Consider the following 658-nt stretch of genomic DNA (forward strand, 5'->3'; position numbering starts at 1 on the left):
CCCCCACGGGCGCGGTGGCCGGGATCGACATGGGCGTCGCCTCGCTTGTCACCACCAGCGACGGCGCACACGTGGCCGGCCGGCGCCACCTCGCCGCGACCACCGATCGCCTCGCGACGGCGCAGCGCGACCTCGCTCGCAAGAAGCCGGGCTCCAAGCGTCGCCGCAAGGCGGTGACCCGACTCGCCGCGCTGCACGCCAAGGTCCGGCGGCAACGCCTCGACCACGCGCACAAGGCCGCGCTCGCGCTGGTCCGCGACTACGACATGATCGTGCACGAGGACCTGCGGATCGCGAACATGACCCGCTCGGCGTCCGGCACGATCCAGGCCCCCGGCCGCAAGGTCACCGCCAAGGCCGGTCTCAACCGTTCGATCCTGGACGCGGGTTGGGGGGTGTTCCTGACGATCCTGTCGCACAAGGCTGAAAGCGCCGGTCGCAAGCTGATCGCAGTGAACCCGGCCAACACCTCCCGCACATGCGCCCGCTGTGGGCACCGCGCGAAGGAGAACCGCGTCACCCAAGCCTCGTTCGTCTGCACGGCGTGTGAACATGCCGCGCACGCCGACGTGAACGCGGCGGTCAACATCCTCAGGGCGGGGCTTGCCCTTCGCGACGCTGCGGAAGCGGCTTAGCGAGAAGCCGCTCCCTTCAGGGA

At 70.7% G+C, this 658-nt stretch carries 1 protein-coding gene; it reads left to right on the forward strand.

Translation table 11 applies throughout. The features are described 5' to 3' along the window. On the forward strand, positions 1 to 635 hold a 635-nt coding region (locus AC5L3X_RS39175; protein ID WP_494863856.1), incomplete at its 5' end, for an RNA-guided endonuclease InsQ/TnpB family protein. Positions 636 to 658: the final 23 nt, after the last annotated feature.

This window comes from Nonomuraea sp. CX421 (assembly GCF_059358955.1).